The organism is Burkholderia sp. 28_3 (genome assembly GCF_003253915.1).
GTDB lineage: Bacteria > Pseudomonadota > Gammaproteobacteria > Burkholderiales > Burkholderiaceae > Burkholderia > Burkholderia cenocepacia.
Window position 1 is genome coordinate 126,852 of record NZ_QKZF01000017.1, and the last position, 18,634, is coordinate 145,485.

Here is an 18,634-nt window from a genome sequence, read left to right on the forward strand (position 1 = left end):
CTGGCACTGGCCCCTCGCTCGTCAGTCGATCACCTTCCCGCGTCCCGACTTCACCACGCTGCGGCGTGACTTGTGCTCGAGCCGCCGCTCCTTCGACGCGCGCGTCGGCCGCGTGGCGACCCGGGCGCGCGGCGTGTACGCGACGCTGCCGATCAGCGTATCGAGCCGGGCCAGCGCGGCCTCGCGGTTTTTCTCCTGGGTCCGGTATTCCTGCGACTTGATCACGACGATGCCATCGCGCGTGATGCGCTGGTCCGACAGCGCGAGCAACCGCTCCTTGAGGACCGGCGGCAGCGACGACGCGCGAATGTCGAAGCGCAGGTGAATCGCGCTCGATACCTTGTTCACGTTCTGGCCGCCCGCGCCCTGCGCGCGCACGGCCGTCCATTCGACCTCGGCCGGATCGAGCGTGTAGCGGATCATCATCGCGAAGCCTCCGTGCGGCGCCGGGCGAGCGCCTCGTCGACGCGGGCCGCGAGCCCCGAATCGCGCTGCGTGCGCGTCGCGACCGCCTGCGCCAGCACGCGCCGCGGCCCGATTACCTGCACGCGCGTGCGGGCGCGCGTGACGGCCGTATAGACCAGCTCGCGCGTGAGCACCCGGCCGAACGACGCGGGCAACACGAGCGCCGCTTCGTCGAATTCCGAGCCCTGCGACTTGTGCACCGTCAGCGCGAACGCCGTTTCGTGCGGCGGCAGCGCGGCCGGCGACACCGCGCGCGCGGTGCCGTCCGCGCGCCGGAACCACACGCGCAGCACACCGTGTGCGTCGGGCAATGCAATGCCGATGTCGCCGTTGAACAGCCCGAGCGCATAGTCGTTGCGCGTGACCATGATCGGCCGCCCGGTGAACCAGTGCGCACCGACCGCGAGCGGCACGCGCGCCGCATGCCTGACGTGCGCGGCCACCAGCGCATTGACGTGCTCCGCGCCGCGTGAACCGCTGCGGGTCGCGCACAGGATCCGGAACCGGTTGAGCGCGTCGAACAGCGGCAACGGATCGGGCACCGGTGCGGCCAGCGCGTCGCGCAATGCGTCGAGGTATGCGCCGAAGCGCCGGGCGAGCCGCTCGACCGTCGACGACGCCAGCGTGTCGCCCGCATCGTCGTGAAACGATGCGGCCGCCGAATCGTCGGCGGGCAGCGCATCGAGCGCCGCCTGCACGTCGCCGCGGCGGATCGCGAGCGACAGCCGTCCGATCGGCGAATCGAGCCCGAAGCGGTAATTGCGTTCGAGCCACACGACGCAGTCCGCGAGCGGCGCCGCAGCGGGCGCGATGGCGGACGCGGCAGCCGCGGCGGCTTCGCCTGCCGACGGCGACGCAGCAGTCACCGATGCGAGCGCCGCGTCACCCGCATCGAACGGCGGCAGCTCGACGGCGTCGAGCCACGCGAGTTCGTCGGCCTCGATCCAGGCGGGCGTATCGTCCGATGCGCTGGCATCGAGCGGTGCCGACTCGGTGGGTGGCGGCGGCGCGATGTCGGTCGACGACACTTCATCGTCCTGCGGTTCGTCGTCGAACAGCGATGCCTGCCGCGTATCGACTTTCGACCGAGACGCCGATCTGCGCGAAACAGGAGCGGATGCCGATGGCGGCGCCGGTGCCCGTGCGGCAGCGGGCACCGGATTCGCAACGGGAACCGCTGCCGGCGCCGCTTCGTCCGGCACCGGCAACGCGGCGACGAACGCCGCCTCGTCGACGCCCAGCGCCTGCGCGATGCGCGTGCGCGCCGCGGCGGTGAACGCCGGCCGCGCGCTCAGCTCCGCGAATACGGCGCCGGCCTCGACCGCGGCCAGTTGGTCCTTGTCGCCCAGCAATACGAGCCGCGCACCCGGCGCGAGCGCGTCGAGCAGATGCGCGGCGAGCGCGACGTCGATCATCGACGCCTCGTCGACGACGATCAGGTCGTACGGCAACGGATTGTCGCGATGATGCCGGAAGCCGGCCGCCCCGCCGCCGCCCAGCAACCGATGCAGCGTGTACGACGTGTCGGGCAGGCGCGCCGCGAGCTCGGGCGGCAGATCGCCGGCACGCGCGTGCAGCGCCTCCTGCATCCGCTGCGCGGCCTTGCCGGTCGGTGCGGCCAGCGCGATGCGCAGCCCCGGATGCGCGTCGAGCAGACAGGCGAGCACGCCGACGACGGTCGTCGTCTTGCCCGTGCCCGGCCCGCCGCTGACGATCGTCACGCGACCGGTCAGCGCGACGATCGCCGCGACGCGCTGCCAGTCGACTTCGCCGGTAGCCGGCCCGAAGTAACGGGCGAGACTGTCGCGCAACCGGTCGGGCGACAGGCCTTCGTCCGGCGCGGCGACGCCCGCCTGCGCGACGAGCGCATCGGCGAGCCGCCGTTCGTAATCGAAATAGCGCGACAGGTACAGATGATCGTGCCGGTCGACGATCAGCGGTCGTTCGTCGCCGCGTGCCAGCGTGCCGAACGCGACCACGCCGCTCGCGGCAAGCGCCGCGCGGACCTCGTCGAGCGGCGCTTCGTAACGCTGCGCGAGCGCAGCAAGCGCGACGCACACGTGGCCACCGGCGGTCGCGCGGCTCGTCGCGAACGCGGCGCGCGCCGCCCAGCGGGCCGATGCGGACGGCGCACCGGCACGCCGCGCGAGATCGCCGATGCGGCGCGCGAAGCCTTCCGCGAGCGCGATGCCGAAATCGGCCGGCTCGGGCAACCGCGCGACGAGGCCGCCGGTAAATTCGAGCATGTCGTCGGATGCGGTCATGCGCGGCCCCCTTCCATCATCCGGTCGAGTGCGTCGACCAGCGCGCGGGCGGGCCGCCGTGCATGCACGCCCGCCGGTTCGCCGCCGCTGCGCCAGCCGGGCCGCACGCCCCGCACGAACAGGTACAGGTAACCCGCGATGTGCGTGTCGTAGTCGTAATCGGGCAGCCGGCCGCGCAGGTAGCGATGCAGCGCGACCGTATAGAGCAGCGCCTGCAGGTGATACGCGTGATCGGCCATCGCAATGTCGAGCGCGCGCGGGCCATAGGCGTCCGGCGTCGTGCCGAGGTGGTTCGACTTCCAGTCGACGATCCAGAAACGGCCGTCGTGTTCGACGATCATGTCGATGAAACCCTTGATGAAACCGGCGAGCGTGCCCGCCTCCAGTGCAACGTCCGGATAGCCGTGCGCGACCAGCAGCCGGCGCAGCGCCATCAGGTCGAGCGACGGCGCCGGAAACAGGAAACCCATTTCGTCGAGCCGCTTCGCCGGATCGAGATCGACGAGCCGCATGCCCGGCACCAGCTCGGTGTGCACGACGTCGTCGACGAGCCGCGCCATCATCGCCGGCAGGCGCGCGGCAAGCGCCGGCTCGGCCTCGACCGGCCGGTCGTGCAGCGCGCCGAGCGCGGCCTTGTGCCACGACTCGGGCTCCGTGAACCGGCTGAGCTCGAACAGGCGGTGCAGGCATTCGCCGGCCGCCGCGCCGCGCGGGAACACGAGGATGTCGTCATCCGGCGGCTCGGCCGCGACCGTATCGGCCAATATCAGTTCGCCGTCCGGCGTCACCGCGGCCAGCGCATCGTGATCGGGCCGCAGTTCGTCGTCGGGCACGGCCGCGACGCCCGCCTCCTCGCGCGCCATCGATGCGGTCAACGAACTGAAGCTCGCCATCCGCCACGCATCGCGCAGCACGCGCGTCGCATGACGCGCGGCGAGCGTCTGCGATGCGTCGTGCCCGGCCGCGACACGCTCGCGGCGCGCCGGCACGGGTAGCGGCGCGACGCACACGGGGCCGCCGGCGAGCGCGCGCCATGCCGCCTCGAGCGCGGCTTCGTCGGGCGGCTCGTCGAGCCACGCGTCGAACGCATGGCCGGCACCGGCGACGAGCCAGTTGAGCACGCTGCGCCGCGCTTCGCGCGTCGAGCGCGACGACAGGTAAGGCCCGGCGACGACATAGCAGCGATACACGGCGCGCGTGAGCGCGACGTAGACGAGCCGTGCGCGTTCCGCGGCCTGCTCGCGCAATGCCTGCCGCGCCGCGTGCGCGGCCGCTTCGTCATCGCACCCGTAATGCAGCACCGCATCGCCCGCCTCGTCGTGATACTCGCGCGCATCGGGCAACGCGGACGACGGCGGCTCACGCAGCGCACCGTCGTTCAGGAACGGACAGAACACGATCGCGTACTCGAGCCCCTTCGACTTGTGCACCGTGACGATCTGCACGAGATTGCGATCGGATTCGAGCCGCAATTGCGCTTCCTCGCCGCCGCCGTCGAGCCGTTGCGCGGCGAGCCAGCGCAGCGTCGGTGCGATGCCGGGCTGCGCGGACGCACGCGCCTGCGTCAACTCGGCCAGATGGTTGATGTCGGTCACGCGGCGCTCGCCGTCCGCGCCGGCCATCAGCCGTTCGGCGATCCGCAGCTCGCGCGTGAACGTGCGCCACATCACCGCGAAGCCGCGTTCGCGCCACAGCAACCGATACCGCGAGAAGCGCTCGACCCAGCTCATCGCATCGGCACTGTCGGCCGCCGACGCGCCGGGTGGCGCGCCGCCGTCGCCCTGCTCCATGCGCCACAGCGCGCCGGCATCGAGGCCGAACCAGTCGGAGGCGAGCGCCGCGCGCAGACGCCGCAGGTCGCCCGGCGCATCGATCGCCGCCAGCACGCGTTCGAGCTGCTCGGCGTCGCCGGTCGAGAACACCGACGCCTGCGCGAGCTCGACGCTGCCGATGCCCCATGTCGCCAGCACGCGCTTCACGAGGCTACCCTGCCGGTGCGTCTGCACGAGCACTGCGATATCGCCCGGCGACAACGGCGTGTCGCCCAACCGCACGCGCCCTTCGCGTGCGCCGCGCATCAGCCGCGCGATCTCGGCCGCGCAAGCCTGCGCGGCCTGCGCCTGCGCTTCGCGCTTGAGCAGCGTGCCTTCGCCGCCCGGCAGCGCCCACACCCGGAAATCGCCGGCCGGGCCCGGATCGGTTTCGTCGACGAACGGCGCGCGCACGCGCGTGCCGGCGCGCACCGCGTAGTAGTCGAGCCCGTCTAGCACGAACGCGCGCGGATTCGACAGGAAGAAGCGGTTGCACGCATCGACGATCGCAGGCGTCGAGCGCTGGTTGACCGCGAGCGTGTAGCACGCGCTCGCCCGTGCGCGCGCGGCGAGATAGGTATGCAGATCGGCCGCGCGGAAACTGTAGATCGCCTGCTTCGGATCGCCGACGAGGAACAGCGGGCCGCCCGGCGCGAAGATCCGGTCGAAGATCGCGAACTGCAGCGGATCGGTATCCTGGAACTCGTCGATCAGCGCGGCCGGATAGCGCGCGCGCAGCGTCTCGGCAAGCCACGGATGCGCGTGCAGCGCGTGATACAGGTTCGCGAGCAGATCGTCGAACGACACGACGCGTCGCGTGCGCTTGCGCTCGGCCAGCTCGGCCGGCGCCATGTCGAGCCATTCGGCGATCAGCGCGAGCCAGCGGGCGCGCTGCGCGGCCTCGGCTGCGGCCACGGCCGCTTCGAGCGCGTCGGCCACGTCGAAGAACGCGTGCGCGGGCGTCGTGCCGCCTTTCTTGGTCGCCTTCGTCAGCGCGGTTTGCGTGAGCTTCAGCGCGGCCTTCGGCAGCGCGGCCGTCGCGTCGCCCTGCTCGAAATGCACCGTCCAGGCGGCGAGCGCGTCAGCGACCGCGCCCGGCTTGTGCGAGCGTTGATTCAGCACGGGCTGCGCGGCGCGCAGCAACGCATCGATCGCGTCACGCTCGGCCGCCCACATCCGCGCGGCCTCCGCGAAGCATTCGGCTGCGGCCGCTTCCGCCGCTTCGTCCGGCTCGGCCACGCCGTCCCAGCGCAGCGCGGCGAGCGGCTTCTTCAGCCGGCGTGCGAGCTGCGCATCGAGCGCGGCCGGGCCGGCCCCCGATTCGACGAGCCAGGTCGCGAAGCCCGGCCAGCGCGCGGCCGCCGGTTCGACACGCGTGCGCCAGAAATCCGCCGCGAGCTCGAAGCGCAGCGACGCATCGTCGGCCTCCATGTCGAACGCGAACGGCATCGCCGCCGCGAACGGCGCTTCCTGCAGCGCGCGCTGGCAGAACGCGTGGATCGTATGGATCGCGGCCTGGTCGAACGCCCGCAACGCGCGCCGGATTCGCTTCACGGCCGTCTCGGGATCGAGCGCGCCGCCGTCGCCGAGCGTGGTCTCGAGCAGGCGCGCGATGAACGGATCGCCACCGTCGTCGCCCGTATCGAGCGCATGCGCGAGCTGCGCGAGCCGGCCGCGAATCCGCTCGTGCAGTTCGGCCGTCGCCGCTTTCGTGAAGGTCACGACAAGGATTTCGTCCGCGCCGAGATCCTTTTCGAGCAGCAGGCGCACATACAGCGCGCAGATGTTCCAGGTCTTGCCGGTGCCGGCCGACGCCTCGATCTGATTGACGCCGTCGAGCGGACACGCGAACACGTCGAGTTCGAGCGCCTGCGGCTGCGACACGGCGCTCATGCGACCTCCTTCAGATGCTCGACGAGCGGCTCGAACACGAGCCGCGCGAGCGTGCCGAACGGTTCGTCGAGCGACGGATGCGCGCCACGCCACGCGATCGCGATGGCCGGATCGTCGGCTTCGCTCACGACCCGCTCGTTGATCCACACGCTCGCGGCCTTCGCCTCGCCGTCGGACACCCGCGCCCATGCACTGCGCGGGAAAAACCGCAGCGGCATGCGCCGCCCCGCGCGAAACAGCGCGGCAAGCGGCGCGAGCCGCTCGAGCGGCGCCGCGACGGGCGTCAGCTCGAACGCACCGCCGCTGCCGAACCACAGCGTGCGGCGCGGGCCGCCCGGCTCGATCGCACAGTAGACGAGATGCGCGAGCCACGCGGACAGGTAGTCGCGCGCACTCGGCCGCGCATAGCGATAGATGACCTGCCCGGCCGCCGTCAGCCGGTTCAGCGTTCCGTGTAGTTCGAGCGGCGCACTCACCGCGTCGGCCGCCAGCATCGCGTCGTCGGCGCCGAACAGCGCCTGTTCGGCGTCGGGCCACTTCGGCACGACGGTGAGCGAGAACGGCCGCCGCTCGATGCCGTCGGCCAGCGCACGACGCACATTCGACGCAAGCTGCGTCATCGAACCGAGCGCCTGGTCGCGCCACACCGCGCCCGTCGCGCCGCCGGGCAGTTCGGGGCTCGCGTCCGCAATGCGCAGCGCGTGATCGTACACGCCGCCGTCGCCCGCTTCGATCAGGAGCGGCAGCACACGCTCGGCCAGCGCGTCGCTGCCGGCAAAATCCAGCGCGAACGGCTCGGTATCGAGCAGTTCGGCCTGCGCGTCGGCCAGCACGATGCCGAGCCGGCCGCGCAGCAATGCGCGTGCCGGATGCCGCCAGAAACGTTCGAATTCGCTAAACGCAACGGGCTCGACCGGTTCGGCCGGCAGCGGCTGCGCGAAGAACGGCTGCTCGCGCGGCCCATCGCGCGATGCTTCGGCGGCCAGCAGCGACGCGAGCGTGGCCCGCTCGGCGTCGTACGAAACGAGTTCGCTGCCCGGCTCGAAATACGCGGCCGCGAACGGTTGCAGCGGATGCTCGACGATGAACGCGCGCCGCGCGGCTTCGACCGCATCCGGTGCGGCGTCGGGCCCGGCCGTGACGAGCGCCAGATGATCGAGCAGCTCGTCGACGAGCGCCGCGGGCGGCAATGGCGCGTTGTCGCGGATGCTGCGGCCCGTATAGGCGATCAGCAACCGGTCGCGGGCAGCCAGCAGCAGGTCGAGGAACAGATTGCGCTCGTCGTCGCGGCGCTGCCGGTCGCCCAGCTTCGGCAGCACGGCCATCAGGTCGAATTCGTCCGCGCGCGCGAGACTCGGCAGCACGCCGTCGTCCATCCCGAGCAGGCAGACGACGCGATACGGCAGCCCGCGCAAGCTCGTCAGCGACGAGAACGTGACGCCGCCCCACGGCACCCCGCCGCGGGCCGGATCGTCGAGCGCCGCGGCGAGCCCCGCGCGGACGACGGCCGCCGGCAACGCCTCGTCGGGCGCGCCCTCCGTCATCGCGGCCAGCATCGCATCGAGCGCGTCGCGCACGCCGGCCAGCGCGTCGGCATACGCGGCGCCCGAATCGAAGAAGCGCGCGAGCGTGTCGGCGAACAGTTCGCTCCAGCCGCGCGGCGTGTGCGACTCCTCGAGCCGCCGCGCGAAGCCGTCGAGATCGTCGGTGAACCGTGCAAGCCGGCCGAGCAGTTCGGCCTCGCTGCCCGTGGCCGCCTCGATCGGCAACCACGCACCGATCGGCGCCGCGCCTTCGGGCATCGCATAGCCGAGAAAGAGCCGCGCGAGCGCATCGGAGAACGTATGGCGCGGCGCGGGCACGGCCGCGTCGTCGCTCGCGCGCGGCGACAGCCCGCGCCGCGCGCCGGCGGCCGCGAGCCAGGTCTGCACCGTTTCGAGCGCGGCCGCGTCGATGTCGTAGCGCGCGGCCACCGCATCCACGCGCAGCCATTCGACCAGCTCCGGCGCGCCGACCTGCCGCTCCGGCAATGCGAGCCAGTCGAGCAGCACGCGCGCGACCGGGTTCGCCTGCGACGGCGGCAGGCCGGTGATCCGGTAAGGCACCCGCGCGCCGCCGGCGCCGGCCGTGCCGAACACCGCGTCGATCAGCGGCCCGGCCGCGGCCAGATCGGCCACCGCGACGAGCACGTCGGACGGCTGCAGGCTCGCATCGGCGTCGAACCACGCGAGCAGCCGGTCGTGCAGCACCTCGAGCTGGCGCGCGAGGCTGTGGCACACATGCACCTCGATCCCGCGCTCGACCGGCGTGTCGCCGGTTTCGGCCTCCGGCTGCAATTCGAGGATCGCGTTCTGCACGCGCGCGAGCCAGGTGGGCGCGGGATTCTCGACGAACCGCGACGCATCGCCCGACGCCGCGCTTTCAGTCAGCTCGTGCAGCATGTGCAATTGCGCCTGTGTCTGCCTGCCCCATTCGGCGAGCAGCGGATGACCGACTTCCTGATAGTCGAGCCGCCCGGCCGCATCGAGCGCCTCGGCATGCGCGGCGGTCACGATGTCGAACCAGAATTCGCGGCACGGGTTCAGCGCATAGACGCGCACGTCGATCCAGCGCGACAGTTCGCGCAACAGCGCGACGTGCAGCGGCGGCATCGTCGGCAGCGCGAACACGCTGACCGATTCGGGCCAGTCGGCGCGCGCAACCGCATCGGCATCGAGATGGCGCGCTTCGACGAGGAAGCGGTGCGCCGGCGGCGTGCCGCTGTCGCTCAGCTCGGCGAGCAGCGCGCGCCACAGCGCGGCCTGCCAGCGCTCGTCGTCGCGCGCGGCATCGCTGATCCCGCGCGGCGCGCCGTCGCCCGCGAGCACCGACTCGCCGGCCTGCCACGCGGCCAGCCATTCGGGGCGATAGGTCAGGTAGTGATCGAGCACGGCCGCGACACGATGGGCCAGCTCGTAACGCATCGCGTCGTCGGACGCCGACAGATAGGCGGCGAGCCGCGGCGATGCGAGCCACGGCGCACCATCGGCCGCCTGCGCGAACAGCCGGTAGCAGCGCCACACCAGCCGGTCGGGCGCGAACGGGGAGCGCGCGGGCACCGTCAGCACGCGGCCGATCTGCGCCCACAGCCACTGCGCGAGATAGGTGAACTCGACGTTCGCGCACACGCCATTGCGCGCGGCGATGTCGAGCTCGAGGCGGCGACGCAGCGCCGCGCTCGGCACGATGACCTGTTGCGGCGCCCACGGGCCGTTGCGGGCCGGGAACGCGGCCAGATCCTCGAGCAGCGCGTCGGCCAGCGTTTCGTGACGGTTCGAATAGAAGAGATGGAGCATGAGGCGGGCGTCGGAACCTCGCACCGACGGGGCCGGGCGAACACAATGACCAAGGATAGCAAAGGGCTGCAGCCGCGACCATCGTCCGGAAAGCCAGCTTTTGCGAGCCGCGAAATACGATAGACTCGTCGCCAGTCAATACGCCGCCCCCGGGCGTCTTCGTCTGCCATTCAGCCCATCGATGCGCTATTCGGTCGAAATCAGAAAGTTTTTCTACAGCCAGTACTTTTTCGGCGGCCTGCGGATCGCGGTCGGCGTGTCGCTGCCGGCCGTGTTGTGCCTGATCGTGTTTCACAACCGGGAGCTCGGCTTCACGATCTCGACGGGCGCGCTCGGCGCATGCGTCGTCGACATGCCGGGCCCGCTGAAGTACAAACACAACGAAATGCTCGCGTGCAGCGTGATCGGCTTCCTGGCCGCGCTCGCCACCGGCCTCGCGACACCGAACATCTTCGCGCTGTGGCTCACGATCGTGCCGCTCACGTTCGTGCTGTCGCTGATCGTCGTCTACGGCAACCGCTGGCCGCAGATCAGCTTCGCGACGCTGTTCATGATGGTGATGACGCTCGAGGAGAAGTTCACGCCGCTGCAGGCGTTCGTCAACGCCGGCTGGATTCTCGCGGGCGGCCTCTGGTACACGTACTGGGCCACGCTCGTGTCGCAATGGCAGGCGCGCCGGATCGAGCAGCAGGCGCTGGCCGAAAGCCTGTTCGCATGCGCCGACTACCTGCTCGCCCGCGCGCAGTTCTACGATCTCGACGCCGATCTCGACGAGTGCTACCGCAATCTCGTCGCCCGGCAGATCACCGCGGTCGAAACGCAGGAAACCGCGCGCGACATCGTGCTGCGCAACCTGCCGAAGCTGCGGCGCGGCAAGCTCGATCCCGGCCGCACGACGATGTACAACCTGTTCATCAACAGCGTCGACCTGCACGAGCTGTTCGTCGGCGCGCACACCGATTACCCGCTGGTGCGCAACACGTTCGGCGGCACGGACCTGATCATTTTCTACCGCGACCTGATCCGCAAGGCCGCCGCCGATCTCGAGGAAATCGGCCTCGCGGTGCTCGAAAACCGCGCGCCGCATTCGCGCATCAGCGTGAAGGCCGAACTGCGCGCGATCGAGTACGAGATCGAGCTGATGCGCAAGAAGAACTTCGCGGCCACCAACGCGGAAGCGTATGCGGCCGTGCTCGCGACGTTCCGGCGCATCTGGAGCGCGACGCGCCTGATCGACCGGATGCGCCGCAACCTGTCGGGCCACGCCGATCCGCAGCAGACCGAACTGAAGATCGACAAGGCGCTCACGCGCTTCCTGCAGCGCCGCCGCATGTCGCCGCTGCTGATTTTCTCGAACCTGAACATGCGTTCGCCGAGCTTTCGCCATGCGCTGCGCGTGACGATCGCCGTCGCGGTCGGCTTCTGGATCGGCCGGCTGCTGCCGCTCACGAACGCCTACTGGATCGTGATGACCACCATCATCATCCTGAAGCCCGGCTACTCGCTGACCAAGCAGCGCAACGCGCAGCGGATCATCGGCACGCTGATCGGCTGCGCGGCGAGCATCGCGCTGATCTACACGGTGAAGGAGCCGCACCTGCTGATCGCGATCATGTTCGGATCAATGGTGATGAGCTACAGCCTGCTGCTGTTCAACTACGCGGCGAGCGTCGTGTTCACGTCGTCGTACGTGCTGCTGATGTTCCACCTGCTCGCGCCGGGCAGCATGCGGATCATCGGCGAGCGCGCGATCGACACGGTGGTCGGCTGCATGATCGCGATCGCCGCGAGCCGGCTGTTCCCGTACTGGGAATACCGGCTGATGGGCAAGCTCGTCACCGACATGCTGACGTCCACGCGCAAGTATTTCGAGGCCGTGTGGCGCGCGGGGCGCGGCATGTCGCCGCCGCCGGTGCCGGCCGCCGACGGCGCGGCCGTCGTCGCGGGCGTGGCCGCCGCGGTCGAGGCGCCCGTGACCAGCCTCGACGACGACTACCGCTACCGCCTCGCCCGCAAGGACGTGCACATCGCGTTCGCGAATCTCGGGCAGGCATTCCAGCGGATGATGATCGAGCCGAAGGCGCACCAGCGCTTCGTGCCCGAACTGAACGACCTGCTCGTGCAGACGCACGTGCTCGGCGCGCAGATCACGGCCGCCGCGCCGCTGATCCGCAGCGCATGCGCGGCCGATGGCGGCCTGGTGCACGACGACGCATTGCAGCGCGGCCTCGCCGCCGTGCTCGACAATCTCGAGAAGGCGGAAGCCGGCGAGCCGCCGCCGGCCGATCAGCTCGAAGCGTCGAAGCAGATCACGCGCGATCTCGATGCGATGGTCGTGTCCGCGGAGCAATCCGACGCGGTCGGCGCGGAGCTCACGCACGACCTGAAGGTGCTCGCGCACCAGTGCAAGCAGATGCTCGCGTCATCGCTGCTGATCCGCAAGGATGCGAGCGTGATCCGCCTGCCCGCCTGACCCCGCATCCCCGCGCCGGCAGGCCGACCCGCGCGCCGCGGATCGGCCACCGGCGCACTCCGGTTCAACGATTCCCCGAAGCATGCCCCACCCGCTCCACGCGGCCCGCGCATCCGGCGCGCGAGCGCCCCACGCCCCATTCCGTTCGACGCGCCAGTCAGGGAATACCCAATTCCGGTCACCGGGTCCGGCTTGTTATCATTCGTTCACATTCAAGTTGTATAGACAACTTGAGCCAATCGGGCCGGCCCTGCTCGCCCGGTTCGTCGCATAACGATATCGGAGACTCGATGAAAAACTTGCAGCGCCATCTCAGCGCGCGGCACATCCGCTTTCTCGCGCTGGGCTCGGCGATCGGCACGGGCCTGTTCTACGGTTCGGCGTCCGCGATCCAGCTCGCGGGCCCGGCCGTGATCCTCGCGTACGTCCTCGGCGGCGCGGCCGTCTACATGGTGATGCGCGCGCTCGGCGAAATGGCCGTGCGCGAGCCCGTCGCGGGTTCGTTCGGCCACTACGCGACCGAGAACCTCGGCCCGTTCGCGGGCTTCGTCACGGGCTGGACCTATACGCTCGAAATGGTGATCGTCGCGATCGCCGACATCACCGCGTTCGGCATCTACATGGGCTTCTGGTTTCCGGATGTCCCGCAATGGATCTGGGTGCTCGGCGTCGTCGCGATCATCTGCGGGCTGAACCTGTGCCACGTGAAGGTGTTCGGCGAGCTCGAATTCTGGCTGTCGATCATCAAGGTCGGCGCGATCGTCGCGATGATCGGCGGCGGCGTCGCGATCCTGCTCACCGGCATGCACTTCGGCCATTCGGCCGACATGCCGACGTTCGCGAACCTGTGGAATCACGGCGGCTTCTTGCCGAACGGCGTCGGCGGGCTGATCGCGTCGCTGTCGGTCGTGATCTTCGCGTACGGCGGCATCGAGGTGATCGGGATGAGCGCCGGCGAGGCGAAGGACCCGGAACGCGTGATTCCGCGCGCGATCAACGCGGTGCCCGCCCGCATCCTGCTGTTCTACGTGCTGACGATGGTCGTGCTGATGTCGATCAGCCCGTGGACCGGCGTCGGCAGCGACGGCAGCCCGTTCGTCCAGATCTTCTCGGCGCTCGGCGTGAAGTCGGCCGCGACGATCCTGAACCTCGTCGTGATCAGCGCGGCGATCTCGGCGATCAACAGCGACATCTTCGGCGCGGGCCGGATGATGTTCGGGATGGCGCGGCAGGGTCAGGCGCCGCGCGTGCTGATGACGACGTCGCGCCACGGCGTGCCGTGGGTCACGGTGCTCGTGATGGCCGGCGCGCTGCTGGTGGGCGTGCTGCTCAACTACCTGATGCCGAAGGACGTGTTCCTGGTGGTCGCCGCGATCGCGACGTTCGCGACCGTGTGGGTCTGGCTGATGATCCTGCTGTCGCAGGTGGCGATGCGTCGCCGTCTGTCGAGCGCCGAAGTCGCCGCGCTGAAGTTCAAGGTGCCGCTGTGGCCCGTCGCGCCGGCGCTGACGATCGCATTCATGGGCTTCGTGATCGTGATGCTCGGCTGGTTCGACGATACGCGCGTGGCGCTGTATGTCGGCGCGGCGTGGCTCGCGCTGCTCGCGGCCGTGTTCTACGCACGGATCCGCCCGAAATTCGCCGCTGCGTCACGTTGACGCACGGCTGACCTGCGAGTGCGGCGCGTCGGTTCCGGCGCGCTTTCTACTGTCCCGGTTCCGCGCGGCGCCCGTCGCGCGAGAACCGCGGATCGACCCCGTTCGCCTCCCCGCACGCGCGGCCCGACCGGCCCGCGCCCCGGCACGTCAGTGCGATGCGGCGCTCGCGGCCTCGGCCGGATGGGCCTCGTCGTACGCGTGCTTCTGCGAAATCGCGTTGTACAGGATCGTCCCGATCACGAGCAGCACGGCCACGACGATCAGGATGCTCACGTTGCGGACTGGGTTCTTCTTGCGCTGATCGTTCATGGTCGGTGCTGCTCCGTCAAATTCGTCGAAGCGGGCATTCTACGCGCTTGCGCCCGCGCTGCGCCGCCCGGTGTTCCGATCGCCCGTCCCTGTCCTCCCCGCCGCTTTCCGCAAGCTTTCGTTTGTTAATCGTTCCCATTTCGATCTAGAATCCTGAGTCTTTCATTTTGTAATGTTCCGGATCGCTCGGGCGGCAGGCGCGCCCCGGAACGCTCCCTCGTCCACCTGCCCCACCGGAGTCTTCATGTCGAATCCGCGCACCCGCCTGCTGCCGCTCGCCGGCGCCCTCGCCCTGGCTGCAGCCGCCTTCGCGCCGCTTGCCCAGGCGGCCGAGGAAGTGAGCCTGTACACCACCCGCGAGCCGAAGCTGATCCAGCCGCTCATCGACGCGTTCACGAAGCAGAGCGGCGTCAAGGTCAACACGGTGTTCGTGAAGGACGGCCTGCTCGAACGCGTGAAGGCGGAAGGCGCGCAGTCGCCGGCCGACGTGCTGATGACGGTCGACGTCGGCAACCTGCTCGACCTCGTCGACGGCGGCGTCACGCAGCCGGTGCGCTCGAAGGCACTCGACGACGCGATTCCCGCGAACCTGCGCGCCACGAACGGCGACTGGTACGCGCTGTCGCTGCGCGACCGCGTGCTGTACGTCGAAAAAGACCTGAAGGTCGATGCGTTCCGTTACGAGGATCTCGCCGATCCGAAATGGAAGGGCAAGGTCTGCATCCGCTCGGGCCAGCATCCGTACAACACCGCGCTCGTCGCGGCGATGATCGCGCACGACGGCGAGGCCGCAACCGAGACATGGCTGCGCGGCGTGAAGGCGAACCTCGCGCGCAAGGCGACCGGCGGCGACCGCGACGTCGCGCGCGACATCCTCGGCGGAATCTGCGACGTCGGCCTCGCGAACGCTTACTACGTCGGCCACATGAAGCACGCGGAACCGGGCAGCGATGCGCGCAAATGGGGCGACGCGATCAAGGTCGTGCGCCCGACGTTCGCGAACGCGAAGAGCGGCGGCACGCACGTGAACATCAGCGGCGCGACGGTGGCGAAGCATGCGCCGCACAAGGCCAACGCGGTGAAACTGCTCGAATACCTGGTGTCGCCGGAAGCGCAGGCGCTGTATGCGCAGGCGAACTACGAATACCCGGTGCGCGCGAACGTGAAGCTCGACCCGGTGATCGCGAGCTTCGGCACGCTGAAGGTCGATCCGCTGCCGCTGGCGGATATCGCGAAGCATCGCAAGCAGGCAAGCCAGCTCGTCGACAAGGTCGGCTTTGACAACTGACGCCTCGCCCGCCGACGCCTGCCGCGAGCCGCGCGGCCCGCGTCCGTGGCCGCGCGCGGGCAGCCTGTGGCTGCTCGCGGCGCTGACGATCGCCGCGGCGGTCGCGGCGCCGCTCGCGGTGCTCGTGGCCGCCGCGTTCGACGCCGATCTCGCGCACTGGCGGCATCTCGCCAAATTCGTGCTGCCGCACGCGCTCGTCAATACGCTGCTGCTGCTCGCCGGCGTCGGCGCGATCGTGTCGATCGTCGGTACGGGCTGCGCATGGCTCGTCACCGCCTACGATTTTCCCGGCCGCCGGATCCTGACCTGGGCGCTGCTGCTGCCGCTCGCGGTCCCCACCTACATCGTCGCGTTCGCGTATCTCGACCTGCTGCATCCGATCGGCCCCGTGCAGGGCGCGATCCGCTGGCTGCTCGGCTTCGACAGCCCGCGCCAGTTCCGCCTGCCCGATTTGCGCTCGCTGCCCGGCGCGATCTTCGTGCTCGGCTTCGTGCTGTATCCCTATGTCTATCTGAGCACGCGCGCGATGTTCGTCACGCAGTCCGCGAGCCTGCTCGAAGCCGCGCGCACGCTCGGCGCGGGCCGCCTCGCGACGTTCTGGCGCGTCGTCGTGCCGCTGGCCCGCCCGGCGATCGCGGTCGGCGTGAGCCTCGCGCTGCTCGAAACGCTGAACGATATCGGCGCGTCGGAATTTCTCGGCGTGCAGACGCTGACCGTGTCCGTCTATACGACGTGGATCACGCGCTCCGATCTCGCCGGCGCCGCGCAGATCGCGCTCGCGATGCTCGCGATCGTCGTCGGCACGATCGCGCTCGAACGCTACGGGCGCCGCCGCCAGCGCTATGCGCACGGCCGGCGCATGCGGCCGATCGCGCCGCGCCGCCTGACCGGCGCGGCCGCGCTGGGCGCCGCCGTGCTCGGCTGGCTGCCCGTCCTGCTCGGCTTCGGCGCGCCGGCCGCGTACCTCGCGGTCGAAACGGCCAAGCGGCTGCACCTCGTCGGCGGCGTCTCCGCGCAACTGATGACCGGGCTCGCGAACACGCTGACGATCGCGACCGCCGCCACCGCCACGACGCTCGCGTGCGGGCTCGTCGTCGCGTGGGCCGCCCGCGCGCAGCGCGACAGCGCCCGTACGGGCCCTGCCCGCCTGTGCGCGCGGATCGCGAGCCTCGGCTACGCGGTGCCGGGCACCGTGCTCGCGATCGGCCTGCTGATTCCGTTCGCGGCGGCCGACCGGCTGTTCGGCGCGGCGCTCGGCCGCGACGGGCTGCTGCTGATGGGCTCGGCCACCGCGCTCGTGATCGCCTATACCGTGCGTTTCCTCGCGATCCCGGCCGGCGGCATCGAGGCCGGCCTCGCGCGCATTCCGCCGTCGCTCGAACAGGCCGCGCGCTCGCTCGGCGAGACGGCCGGCGGCACGCTGCGCCGCGTTCACCTGCCGCTGTTGCGGCCCGCGCTCACGACGAGCGCGCTGCTGGTGTTCGTCGACGCGATGAAGGAATTGCCGGCGACGCTGCTGCTGCGCCCGTTGAATTTCGACACGCTCGCGACCTGGCTGTATGCGGAAGCCGCGCGCGGCACCTATGAAGAAGGCGCGGTCGCCGCGCTCGCGATCGTGCTGGCCGGGCTCGTGCCCGTGATCCTGCTCGCTCGCACCCGCCACAAGATCGGAGCCTGACACCGTGAACCTGCTCGAACTCGACGACCTCTGCGTCGCCTACGACACGCCGCACGGCCGCCGCACCGTGGTCGACGGCCTGAGCCTCGCGCTGCCGCGCGGCGACATCGGCTGCCTGCTCGGCGCGTCCGGCTGCGGCAAGACCACCGTCCTGCGCGCGATCGCCGGCTTCGAACCGGTGCGCATGGGACGCATCGTGCTGGACGGCACGCCCGTCGCGGCGCCGTCGCTCGACGTGCCGCCCGAGCGCCGGCGCATCGGCATGATGTTCCAGGATTACGCGCTGTTTCCGCACCTGAGCGCGGCCGACAACGTCGCGTTCGGCCTGCGGCGCCTGCCGAAGGCCGAACGGCGCCTGCGCGTCGCGGAGATGCTCGAACTCGTCGGCCTCGCCGATTCCGGCGATGCGTATCCGCACGAACTGTCGGGCGGCCAGCAGCAGCGCGTCGCCCTCGCGCGCGCACTCGCGCCGTCGCCGGAATTGCTGCTGCTCGACGAGCCGTTCTCGAATCTCGACGTCGATACGCGCGAGCGGCTCGCATTCGAGCTGCGCGACATCCTGAAGCACACGGGCCACACCGCGATCCTCGTCACGCACAATCAGGCGGAAGCGTTCGCGATCGCCGACCGGATCGGCGTGATGAAGGACGGGCAGCTCGCGCAATGGGATACGCCGTATGCGCTGCACCATCATCCGGCCAGCCCGTTCGTCGCGGATTTCGTGCGCCGCGACGCGCTGGCCGACGAACGCGCACGCGCGCTCGCGCGCGGCCGCTGAAGCCGCGCGGCCGGCGCGGCGGGGTGCCCGTCAGGCGGGCTCGGCCAGATCGCGCACGGGCAGCGCGGTCGAATACTTGATCTGCTCCATCGCGAACGACGAGCTGACGTCGAACAGCGGCACCGTGCGAATCAGTTGCTTGTAGACGCGGTCGTAGTCGTCGATGCCGGCCACCACGACGCGCAGCAGGTAATCGGTCTCGCCGCTCATCCGGTAGACCTCGACCACTTCCGGCATGTCGCGCACCGCCTGCGTGAAACGCTGCGCCCATTCCTCGGTGTGCTGGTTCGTGCGGATCGCGACGAACACGGTCGTGCCGACCCCGAGCTTGCGCGGATCGCACAGCGCGACCTGCGCGCGAATCGCGCCGGTTTCCTTCAGCCGCTGCACGCGCTTCCAGCATGGCGTCTGCGACAGGTTCACGCGCTGTGCCAGTTCCGCGATCGGCAGTGTGGCATCCGCCTGCAGCAGCTCCAGCAGCTTGCGATCGATGGCGTCCATTTCTCCATTCCCTCGTCGATAGAAATTTATTCTATTCATCCTGCCCAACGGGGAACAATATGAAAACTGCCGCGGCGCGTCGACCGGTGTAAATACCGATCCGGCACGCAGACGATTCGTCCGCCGCGCCAAACGAAACAGGCGACGCCCCCGCCGGGGTGGCATCGCCTGAAATTGACTG

11 protein-coding genes are annotated in these 18,634 nt (G+C 70.2%); 5 read left to right on the forward strand and 6 right to left on the reverse strand.

Annotated features, from left to right (window positions below; genetic code table 11):
- Positions 1-21: 21 nt before the first annotated feature.
- The 4 genes from arfB to recC are packed head-to-tail and all read right to left on the reverse strand — an operon-like array spanning position 22 to position 9,768.
- On the reverse strand, positions 22-426 hold the full coding sequence (gene arfB / locus DFS13_RS28530) for an alternative ribosome rescue aminoacyl-tRNA hydrolase ArfB (protein ID WP_006483724.1): 405 nt from the start codon (positions 424-426) through the stop codon (positions 22-24).
- The gene (locus DFS13_RS28535; protein WP_111442394.1) at positions 423-2,729 is read right to left on the reverse strand and encodes an AAA family ATPase; all 2,307 of its coding nucleotides are present in this window, start codon (positions 2,727-2,729) and stop codon (positions 423-425) included. The genes arfB and DFS13_RS28535 overlap by 4 nt, the downstream gene beginning before the upstream one ends.
- On the reverse strand, positions 2,726-6,433 hold the full coding sequence (recB, locus tag DFS13_RS28540; RefSeq protein WP_111442395.1) for an exodeoxyribonuclease V subunit beta: 3,708 nt from the start codon (positions 6,431-6,433) through the stop codon (positions 2,726-2,728). The genes DFS13_RS28535 and recB overlap by 4 nt, the downstream gene beginning before the upstream one ends.
- Complete coding sequence (gene recC, locus DFS13_RS28545; protein WP_111442396.1) at positions 6,430-9,768, reverse strand: exodeoxyribonuclease V subunit gamma; 3,339 nt, start codon at positions 9,766-9,768, stop codon at positions 6,430-6,432. Before recC ends, recB begins: the two co-directional genes overlap by 4 nt.
- Before the next feature lie 181 nt (positions 9,769-9,949).
- On the opposite strand from recC, the gene DFS13_RS28550 reads away from it, so the two are divergent.
- Positions 9,950-12,241, forward strand: a complete 2,292-nt coding sequence (locus DFS13_RS28550) for an FUSC family membrane protein (RefSeq protein ID WP_006493074.1) — start codon at positions 9,950-9,952, stop codon at positions 12,239-12,241.
- Between the two features lie 290 nt (positions 12,242-12,531).
- On the forward strand, positions 12,532-13,899 hold the full coding sequence (locus DFS13_RS28555; protein ID WP_006497673.1) for an amino acid permease: 1,368 nt from the start codon (positions 12,532-12,534) through the stop codon (positions 13,897-13,899).
- Between the two features lie 147 nt (positions 13,900-14,046).
- Here the strand turns inward: DFS13_RS28555 and DFS13_RS28560 are convergent, their stop codons facing one another.
- A complete protein-coding gene (locus tag DFS13_RS28560) occupies positions 14,047-14,208 on the reverse strand; it encodes a hypothetical protein (RefSeq protein ID WP_006476417.1) in 162 nt (53 codons plus the stop codon).
- A gap of 244 nt (positions 14,209-14,452) precedes the next feature.
- Between DFS13_RS28560 and DFS13_RS28565 the strand changes: the two genes are divergently transcribed.
- Genes DFS13_RS28565 through DFS13_RS28575 form a run of 3 tightly spaced genes read left to right on the forward strand, consistent with a single transcriptional unit; the run spans position 14,453 to position 17,952 of the window.
- Positions 14,453-15,496 carry a Fe(3+) ABC transporter substrate-binding protein gene (locus DFS13_RS28565; protein ID WP_006490794.1) on the forward strand — a complete coding sequence of 348 codons (1,044 nt, stop codon included), beginning with the start codon at positions 14,453-14,455 and terminating at the stop codon, positions 15,494-15,496.
- Positions 15,486-17,174 (forward strand): iron ABC transporter permease, encoded by a 1,689-nt coding sequence (locus DFS13_RS28570; protein ID WP_111442397.1) that lies wholly within the window; start codon positions 15,486-15,488, stop codon positions 17,172-17,174. The genes DFS13_RS28565 and DFS13_RS28570 overlap by 11 nt, the downstream gene beginning before the upstream one ends.
- A 4-nt stretch (positions 17,175-17,178) precedes the next feature.
- Positions 17,179-17,952: an ABC transporter ATP-binding protein gene (locus DFS13_RS28575; protein WP_048989219.1), complete on the forward strand. Its 774-nt coding sequence runs from the start codon at positions 17,179-17,181 to the stop codon at positions 17,950-17,952.
- A 30-nt stretch (positions 17,953-17,982) separates the two neighbouring features.
- Here DFS13_RS28575 and DFS13_RS28580 read toward each other — a convergent pair whose 3' ends face one another.
- Complete coding sequence (locus DFS13_RS28580) at positions 17,983-18,453, reverse strand: Lrp/AsnC family transcriptional regulator (RefSeq protein WP_006484401.1); 471 nt, start codon at positions 18,451-18,453, stop codon at positions 17,983-17,985.
- Positions 18,454-18,634 lie beyond the last annotated feature (181 nt).

Bases quoted from the DNA above. Each gene is read 5' to 3' on its own strand.
- arfB (WP_006483724.1), bottom strand. From the start codon at position 426: ATGATGATCCGCTACACGCTCGATCCGGCCGAGGTCGAATGGACGGCC.
- DFS13_RS28535 (WP_111442394.1), bottom strand. From the start codon at position 2,729: ATGACCGCATCCGACGACATGCTCGAATTTACCGGCGGCCTCGTCGCG.
- recB (WP_111442395.1), bottom strand. From the start codon at position 6,433: ATGAGCGCCGTGTCGCAGCCGCAGGCGCTCGAACTCGACGTGTTCGCG.
- recC (WP_111442396.1), bottom strand. From the start codon at position 9,768: ATGCTCCATCTCTTCTATTCGAACCGTCACGAAACGCTGGCCGACGCG.
- DFS13_RS28550 (WP_006493074.1), top strand. From the start codon at position 9,950: ATGCGCTATTCGGTCGAAATCAGAAAGTTTTTCTACAGCCAGTACTTT.
- DFS13_RS28555 (WP_006497673.1), top strand. From the start codon at position 12,532: ATGAAAAACTTGCAGCGCCATCTCAGCGCGCGGCACATCCGCTTTCTC.
- DFS13_RS28560 (WP_006476417.1), bottom strand. From the start codon at position 14,208: ATGAACGATCAGCGCAAGAAGAACCCAGTCCGCAACGTGAGCATCCTG.
- DFS13_RS28565 (WP_006490794.1), top strand. From the start codon at position 14,453: ATGTCGAATCCGCGCACCCGCCTGCTGCCGCTCGCCGGCGCCCTCGCC.
- DFS13_RS28580 (WP_006484401.1), bottom strand. From the start codon at position 18,453: ATGGACGCCATCGATCGCAAGCTGCTGGAGCTGCTGCAGGCGGATGCC.